Below are 7,567 nucleotides of genomic sequence, written 5' to 3'. Positions count from 1 at the left end.
ATACCGAACACGGAAGTTAAGCTTCTAAGCGCCGATGGTAGTTGGGGCAGGCGCCCCTGTGAGAGTAGGACGTTGCCAGGCTAAGCCCCTATTGGGGCTATTATTTTGCACATTTTACATTTTGGCCCCTTGGTCAAGCGGTTAAGACACCGCCCTTTCACGGCGGTAACACGGGTTCGAATCCCGTAGGGGTCACCAAAGTTTTTTCGTGATAGCGAAAATAATGTTCATTAATTTGGAGGATTAGCTCAGCTGGGAGAGCATCTGCCTTACAAGCAGAGGGTCGGCGGTTCGATCCCGTCATCCTCCACCAGAATTTTTTCGCGAAAGCGAAAATAATTTTCATTATGTGCCGGTTTAGCTCAATTGGTAGAGCACGAACGAATAGGCTCCTTGAATAGTCTTCAGCATACTGACCGAGCTGCTGCTTGCATATGCTTTCTGAGGTCAGGATGACGAAAACTATCCAGCGAGTTCAAAATATATATTAACTCAACATTACGCCGGTTTAGCTCAATTGGTAGAGCAACTGACTTGTAATCAGTAGGTTGGGGGTTCAAGTCCTCTAGCCGGCACCATTAATACTTTTTGCTTTTTTTGAGCATCTGACTTACAACAATTTAGTTGTAGGAAATCATCTAAGTATGAGCCATTAGCTCAGTCGGTAGAGCATCTGACTTTTAATCAGAGGGTCGAAGGTTCGAGTCCTTCATGGCTCATCAAAGTTTTATCCTATCAACATGGGGCCTTAGCTCAGCTGGGAGAGCGCCTGCTTTGCACGCAGGAGGTCAGCGGTTCGATCCCGCTAGGCTCCACTTATATGGAGGAATACCCAAGTCTGGCTGAAGGGATCGGTCTTGAAAACCGACAGGCGGGTCAAACCGCGCGGGGGTTCGAATCCCTCTTCCTCCTCCATTATAATACTATTACTTAAATCGTCGCGGGGTGGAGCAGTCCGGTAGCTCGTCGGGCTCATAACCCGAAGGTCGCAGGTTCAAATCCTGTCCCCGCAATTTGGTCTGGTAGTTCAGTTGGTTAGAATGCCTGCCTGTCACGCAGGAGGTCGCGGGTTCGAGTCCCGTCCAGACCGCCACTTTTATCCCAGTAGGTAACTCTACTGTTGATATATAGATTAAGTGTGGCTCAGTAGCTCAGTCGGTAGAGCAAAGGACTGAAAATCCTTGTGTCGGCGGTTCGATTCCGTCCTGAGCCACCATTACTGATTATTCCGCAGTAGCTCAGTGGTAGAGCTATCGGCTGTTAACCGATCGGTCGTAGGTTCGAGTCCTACCTGCGGAGCCATTTTATTTTTTGATATAGCTAATAATGATACAAAAGTCGATTTCCTGAAAAGGGAAATCGGCTTTTTTGCATATCTATGAATTTATTTCCTGACATCCTCGGTCACAACAAAAGAGATGCTTCTAGTAGTAGACTCTTTCTTCATCATAGGCCATGAGCATTAAAACTTTAACAAAAAATCCGCATTTATGTATATGCTTGTTCGAACACTTACAAGTAAATTGAATAAATTAATAGTATCTGATAGAGAAAGGAGTGATATCATCGATGGGAAATAAAAAAGAAAAGGATTCTAGTAAAAAAAGCAGTAAAAAAAGTAATGAAGTACGAAATGATGTTGATGTTGAAAATATGAATAAAAACAAAAACAACAACGAAGCAGAAAATGATACAGACGTTTCTTTAAAAGACAAAAATATGAACTCTGCGAAAGCAAATATTTCTAATAGCGGCAATTCAAGTGTTTATATTGACATTAAGGTTGATAGTGAATCTCGTGCAAAAGTACGTTCAAAATCAAATGCGGATTCAGAGCAGGAACAGGAGCAAAAGCAGGACCAAAAGCAGGACCAAAAGCAAAAACAAAAAGATAAAGAAAAAGACAAAGAAAAAGACAAAGAAAAAGATAAAGACAAAGACAAAGAAAAAAATAAAGATAAACATAAATACTAATATCATGGATAGTCGGTTCTAGGGATGCTGGATACTATTATCTGGTATCCCCTTTATGATTTTAAGGAGGGTGGAAAATGGATAAATCAAACGAGAATCGCTTAAAAAGTTTGGTTAGAAATAGCGGTAACTCCGATGTAGATTTAACTGTCAATGTAGATATTGATACAAAAGCAATTGCATATGGAATGTTGTGCAGTTTATATGCTAAAGGTGAATTAACAGAATTAGAACTTGAAAGGGCCATTCAAAAACTGGATAGGTTAATTGAAAGGGGTAAGAGAAATCAGAATTCGACTACTACCTCTTCTGAAAATCAATCTAAATCATTCGATGCCCCCGAGCAGACTAGAAGAAGAAGTTGGTTTTAATAGACCAGGCGACCACAGGGACGGTTCTCACGGCTTTTTTAAGCCATGAGAACCGTCCCTGTGGAGTTTTATGATTAAAATAAATGGTATACGACGGAATATTTAAGGATTTATGGATGAATAATATGGAAAAAAAGGAATATGGGAAAAAATGCAGATTAAGTTAAGTTTTGTTTCCATTGTGTTCGTTATTTTACTTTCTGTTGGTCTTTTTGCTCATGTTGAAATTATTCCCGCCCTGTTAGCTGTGGTTAAAAGAGGTGCATGGGTCAGTATCCTATTAACCATCATTGTGCTTCCGATATGGATTTATTTGATTTATAAGATTGTTTCCATCCTAAACGAGCGGTCGATTATTTATCTATTAAGAGATCATGGGAGCTTGTTCAGTTATTACACTCTTCTTTTTCCATTGGCTATCTATATGTTAATAGACGCTTTTGTTACGGCGAAGGATATTATCTATTGGTCGCAATTGAGCTATATGCAAGGATTTAGCAGTTTTATGCTTACGAAACGAAGTGTATTCCACTTACTTGAAAAGCCAAGTAATCGGTGGGGATATCTATCAATTTGAGGATTATATGCATCGATTTATGCACGGTGACTGGAAGAAGTTTCAAAACAGCGGGAAATTCCCTGTATTAAATAAGGAAGACATTCATGTGAAAATCGTACCACTTAAAAGCATTAACAAAATTAATTCGGGCATTGAATCCTTCCTAAACAAGTAGATCGACTTCCATGGATTATATCTCAGGGGGACGGTTCCTGTGGCAGACAATAACCTCATTAAAATCCAGGAGAACCGTCCCTCTGGCACTAACTGGAACTTTTGACCTATATAACACAATAATATTTTAGTTATATTTAACCATTGATAATAGTTTGAATATTAAATAAAATTAATCCAACCCATCAGACAGGTGAGACATGTAAGACGCATAAGACAGGTAAGTACATAAGACAAGTAAATTGAATGGGGTGCTGAGCATGTCGAAAAAAGTTAGTAGTCTTGTAACTGAATATGTATTAGAGGAAATTAAGAAAGGGACGTTCAAGGTAGGTGATAAACTACATTCGGAACGTGAGCTGATGGAAACATTGAAGGTAGGCAGATCCTCCGTGAGAGAAGCCTTAAATAGCCTGGTGGATATGCAGGTCGTGGAGAAGCGCATGGGGATTGGCGTATTTGTCAAAAAAACGGATTTTAGCGACATCGTCCACAAGCATGTTGTGTCCGCTCTGCTCGATCCGAAAAGTTCTCGAGAACTCATGGAGTTTCGTTTGATGCTTGAAGTTGAAATTTGCGGAAAAGCAGCGGAAGTGGCAAAAGATGAGGACTTTGTTCAAATGGAGCAATCCCTGGAAATGATGAAGAGAGCGATCCAAATGAATTTACCTATTCTCGAAGCGGACCAAAAATTTCACCAAGCCATTGTCCATGCGACAAGAAATCAGGTTTTAATGAAAGTCTATGAATCAATTACAGATTTTCTTACCTCAGCTAAAAGAGAAATGCTTTTGATTTCGGATAAGCTAACTACTATCCAATTCCACGAGAAAATTTATCGGGCAATCAAAGAGCATAATGTCGAGCAAGCGAGACAAATGATGAGGGAACATTTGTATGACGTAGCCATTCGTTATGAAAAGCTGCATGAAAAATGGGAGAGAGAAGAGCAGCAGCGGGAGAAAACAGAACAACAATAAGAACTCATAGGTAACCATTTTTTTTGAAAAGAAATTTCAGAAAATAAATATTTTTCAGATTTAGATAGTGGCTTAAAAATAAAAAATAATCATAATTGGGGTTGAAATTATGTTAAGTAAAAAGGCTCGATTTACATTTGCAACAGCTATTATAGGATCGATGATCGCCATGACCGGATGCAGTGGGGGGAATCAGTCTGCATCGACTGGAAAATCTGCTGAAAAGCCTGCGGCTTCCACGCCAGCCGGCAAAAAAGTGATTAACATCAGTCTAAAAGCGGATCCGCCAAGCTTAGATCCTAGCCAATCCAATGCTCTCGTTGATCGCCAAGTTCAAAACAGCATCTATGATAAACTTTTTGACCTCGACAAGGATGGAAAAATTGTCCCTGTCCTAGTCGATTCCTATGAGGTTTCTCAGGATGGAAAGGTGTATACCTTTAAATTAAAGACTGGAATTAAGTTTCATGACGGTACTGAATTTAATGCCGAGGCTGTAAAGTTCAACATCGAGCGTGATAAAGCAGACAATTCCCGTCGTAAGAATGAAATGAATTTTGTCCAAAAAGTTGATGTCATCGATCCGCAAACAGTGAAGGTTGAACTATCTGAACCATTCTCTCCGTTTATTTCGATCCTTACCGATCGTTCAGGAATGATGGTATCTCCTGAAGCGGTGAAGAAGTATGGCGATGATTACTTGAACCACCCTGTAGGAACAGGTGCCTATGTTTTCGTGGAACATGTTAATGGCGACCATGTTACGTTGAAAAAGAATGAAAACTATTGGAATGGTAAAGTAAACATTGATGAATTGAATTACAAAGTATTTACGAACGGTACAGCAGCAGTGCAAAACTTAAAATCTGGTCAACTTGATTTCATAGATGAAGTTCCGACAAAGGAAATTAAAGGATTAGATAATAATCCGACTGCAAAAGTGGTTGCTAAAGCCGGAATGGCTTACCAAGGGTTCTACCTGAACACCAAACAAGAGCCATTCACGAATAAGTTCCTTCGCCAAGCAGTAAATAAGGCAGTTGACCGTGACGCTTTCATCAAAGTAGTCCTTGACGGCTTTGGAACACCTGCAAACTCTCCGTTCGGACCAGGTAACTTGGCATTTGGAGATTCGGATAAAGTGGAAAAGCCAAATAAACAAGAAATTAAGGACTTGCTGGCCAAGGGTGGAAAGCCAGATGGATTCAGCTTTAAATTACAAATCGGTACCTCTCCTGTCAATGAACAGTTCGGGGCTGTTATTCAGAACATGTTAAAGCCTTACGGAATTCAGGTAGAACTAGAGAAAGTCGAGTTTGGTACGATGTTGGAAAATGGGGCTAATCATAAATTCCAAGCGCTTCAACTCGGATGGTCAGGACGTCCCGATCCAGATCAAAGCTTCTTCGATTTCGTCGTAACCGGTCAGCCAAACAACTATGCGTCTATTTCAAACCCAGAATTGGACAACTTGGCTAAGCAAGCTCGAGTTGAATTGGATCCAGTCAAGCGTAAGGCGATTTATGATCAAGCGATGGAAATTGTCCATGATGAATCTGAATACGTGCATATTTACCATGACTTCAACCGTTTTGGTGTCTCTAAGAAAGTTACAGGCTTTGAATATATACCAGACGGCATCATCCATACACAAAAATTAGACAAGAAATAAGATCCTTTTGAAAACACGATGAGGAGGAGAAGGACATGAAATTTCTCGTAAGGCGTTTGCTGTTGACCATTCCGATTCTCTTCCTAGTGTCGGTTCTGACCTTTTCTCTGATCCATTTGATCCCGGGTGATCCAGCCCGGGTCATTCTTGGTCAAGAGGCGACACCAGAAGCCTATCAATCACTTCGGGCAGAATTAGGATTGGATAAGCCTATTGTTGTTCAGTACTTTACCTGGGTCGGGCATGTGTTGACAGGAAATCTGGGAATATCGATCATGGATCGGGTTCCTGTCACCGAACTGATTTCCCAACGATTGCCTGCTACGGTTGAATTAACGATTGGTACCTTTGTGGTCGCATTACTGATTGCTTTTCCTGCTGGTATCCTTGCTGCCGTTAGAAGAGGAACTGCCCTTGACTATACCAGTACATTTGTTGCCTTGGGCGGGATGAGTATCCCCAGCTTTTGGCTGGCGATGATGGCAATTATTTATTTTTCTGTTCATTTAGGCTGGCTTCCGGCCTCTGGTTATGTTTCGATTGCACAAAATCCGGTACAGAATTTGATGGCCATGATTTTACCTTGTTTGGCCACAGGTCTTCGGGAATCGGCGGTACTAATGAGAATGCTTCGCTCTTCATTGCTCGAGGTAGTCAATATGGATTTTGTCCGTACCGCTAAAGCGAAAGGGCTAAATGAAGTGAAGACCATTTTAGGACATGTTCTCCGCAATGCGATGATTCCGGTTGTTACTACCTCCGGATTGATGATTGCCGGACTTCTTGGCGGATTGGTGATTACCGAGTCGATTTTCTCCATTCCGGGATTTGGCCGACTCATCGTAGAATCTGTTTTTAAACGTGATTATGTAACCGTACAAGGAGCTATCTTAGTATCTGCCGTATTGGTTGTTGGTGTAAATCTAGTCGTTGATTTGCTTTATGCCGTGATCGATCCTCGAATCAAAGCGGGCAAGGGGGTTTCATAATGAAGACATTCAAAAAGTTTTTGCGGTCAGGATTAGGCGTTTTCGGTGGGGTTATTATTCTTTCTTTGATTCTAATGGCAATTTTTGCTCATCAATTGGCCCCTTTTGATCCGAACGCCCAAGACTATAATGCTATTCTTTTGCCGCCTGGCGGGGAGCATTTTTTTGGAACGGATGATTTAGGACGGGATATCTTCTCCCGAGTCGTTTATGGAGCCCAAATTTCGATTAAAGCAGCGTTATTATCTGTAGGCATTGCTATCCTCATTGGTGTTCCGATTGGGCTTCTTGCCGGATACTTTGGCGGATTCTGGGATGAATGGGTGGTCATGCGTTCCGTTGATGCCATGCAGGCCTTCCCATTCCTTATCTTGGCACTGGCGATTGCCGCTGTGTTGGGAAATGGATTTGGAAATGCGATGATCGCCATTGGGATTGGGTTTGCCCCCGCTTTTATCCGGATTACAAGAGGACAGGTACTGCAGCTTCGCAATATGGAATATATTCATGCGGCCAAAGCGACAGGCGTCAAAGATCTTCGCATTATTTTCAGTCATATCCTGCCGAATGCCCTTAATCCAATTATCATTCAAGCCACTCTGGCTATGGCATCAGGAATTCTTGCAGAAGCCTCCTTATCCTATTTAGGATTAGGCGTGCAGCCGCCAACTCCATCATGGGGCAGCATGCTGAACCAGGCCCAAACCATCATGACCGAGTCTCCGTATGCGACTATTTTTCCTGGAATGGCCATCTTTTTGGTTGTTCTCGGATTTAATCTGCTAGGTGACGGATTACAGCAAACCTTTGATCCAAGAATTCGTAAATAATCGAAAGGAGAGGTGAAC

7 protein-coding genes, 10 tRNA genes and 1 rRNA gene are annotated in these 7,567 nt (G+C 41.7%); all 18 read left to right on the top strand.

Annotated features, from left to right (window positions below; all coding sequences use genetic code 11):
* Nucleotides 1–81 (top strand): 5S ribosomal RNA (rrf, locus tag ABES02_RS08685); the annotation flags it as partial.
* Nucleotides 82–123: 42 nt separating this feature from the next.
* Nucleotides 124–198 (top strand) — tRNA-Glu (locus tag ABES02_RS08680).
* A gap of 39 nt (nucleotides 199–237) precedes the next feature.
* Nucleotides 238–313: transfer RNA gene (locus ABES02_RS08675), tRNA-Val, on the top strand.
* 189 nt (nucleotides 314–502) lie between these two features.
* Nucleotides 503–578: transfer RNA gene (locus ABES02_RS08670), tRNA-Thr, on the top strand.
* A 68-nt stretch (nucleotides 579–646) separates the two neighbouring features.
* Nucleotides 647–719: transfer RNA gene (locus ABES02_RS08665), tRNA-Lys, on the top strand.
* A 23-nt stretch (nucleotides 720–742) separates the two neighbouring features.
* Nucleotides 743–815, top strand: a tRNA-Ala gene (locus tag ABES02_RS08660).
* A 7-nt stretch (nucleotides 816–822) separates the two neighbouring features.
* Nucleotides 823–915, top strand: a tRNA-Ser gene (locus ABES02_RS08655).
* A 24-nt stretch (nucleotides 916–939) separates the two neighbouring features.
* Nucleotides 940–1,013 (top strand) — tRNA-Met (locus tag ABES02_RS08650).
* Nucleotides 1,014–1,016: 3 nt separating this feature from the next.
* Nucleotides 1,017–1,093, top strand: a tRNA-Asp gene (locus ABES02_RS08645).
* Nucleotides 1,094–1,140: 47 nt separating this feature from the next.
* Nucleotides 1,141–1,216: transfer RNA gene (locus tag ABES02_RS08640), tRNA-Phe, on the top strand.
* An 11-nt stretch (nucleotides 1,217–1,227) separates the two neighbouring features.
* Nucleotides 1,228–1,302: transfer RNA gene (locus ABES02_RS08635), tRNA-Asn, on the top strand.
* Nucleotides 1,303–1,569: 267 nt separating this feature from the next.
* Nucleotides 1,570–1,974, top strand: coding sequence for a hypothetical protein (locus tag ABES02_RS08630; protein ID WP_430133049.1), 405 nt, complete (start codon nucleotides 1,570–1,572; stop codon nucleotides 1,972–1,974).
* 77 nt (nucleotides 1,975–2,051) lie between these two features.
* Nucleotides 2,052–2,345 (top strand): hypothetical protein, encoded by a 294-nt coding sequence (locus tag ABES02_RS08625; protein ID WP_430133047.1) that lies wholly within the window; start codon nucleotides 2,052–2,054, stop codon nucleotides 2,343–2,345.
* 151 nt (nucleotides 2,346–2,496) lie between these two features.
* Nucleotides 2,497–2,922 (top strand): hypothetical protein, encoded by a 426-nt coding sequence (locus ABES02_RS08620; RefSeq protein WP_430133045.1) that lies wholly within the window; start codon nucleotides 2,497–2,499, stop codon nucleotides 2,920–2,922.
* Between the two features lie 416 nt (nucleotides 2,923–3,338).
* On the top strand, nucleotides 3,339–4,058 hold the full coding sequence (locus ABES02_RS08615; protein ID WP_430133043.1) for a FadR/GntR family transcriptional regulator: 720 nt from the start codon (nucleotides 3,339–3,341) through the stop codon (nucleotides 4,056–4,058).
* A 109-nt stretch (nucleotides 4,059–4,167) separates the two neighbouring features.
* Nucleotides 4,168–5,730, top strand: a complete 1,563-nt coding sequence (locus ABES02_RS08610) for an ABC transporter substrate-binding protein (protein ID WP_430133041.1) — start codon at nucleotides 4,168–4,170, stop codon at nucleotides 5,728–5,730.
* Between the two features lie 35 nt (nucleotides 5,731–5,765).
* The gene (locus ABES02_RS08605) at nucleotides 5,766–6,719 is read left to right on the top strand and encodes an ABC transporter permease (protein ID WP_430133039.1); all 954 of its coding nucleotides are present in this window, start codon (nucleotides 5,766–5,768) and stop codon (nucleotides 6,717–6,719) included.
* The gene (locus tag ABES02_RS08600; protein ID WP_430133037.1) at nucleotides 6,719–7,549 is read left to right on the top strand and encodes an ABC transporter permease; all 831 of its coding nucleotides are present in this window, start codon (nucleotides 6,719–6,721) and stop codon (nucleotides 7,547–7,549) included. Before ABES02_RS08605 ends, ABES02_RS08600 begins: the two co-directional genes overlap by 1 nt.
* Nucleotides 7,550–7,567 lie beyond the last annotated feature (18 nt).

Source organism: Neobacillus pocheonensis (assembly GCF_050477905.1).
In the GTDB taxonomy this organism is placed as follows: Bacteria; Bacillota; Bacilli; order Bacillales; family Cytobacillaceae; genus Neobacillus; species Neobacillus pocheonensis_A.
Note: the sequence above shows the minus strand (reverse complement) of the source record. Positions and strands in the feature narration are given on the sequence as shown.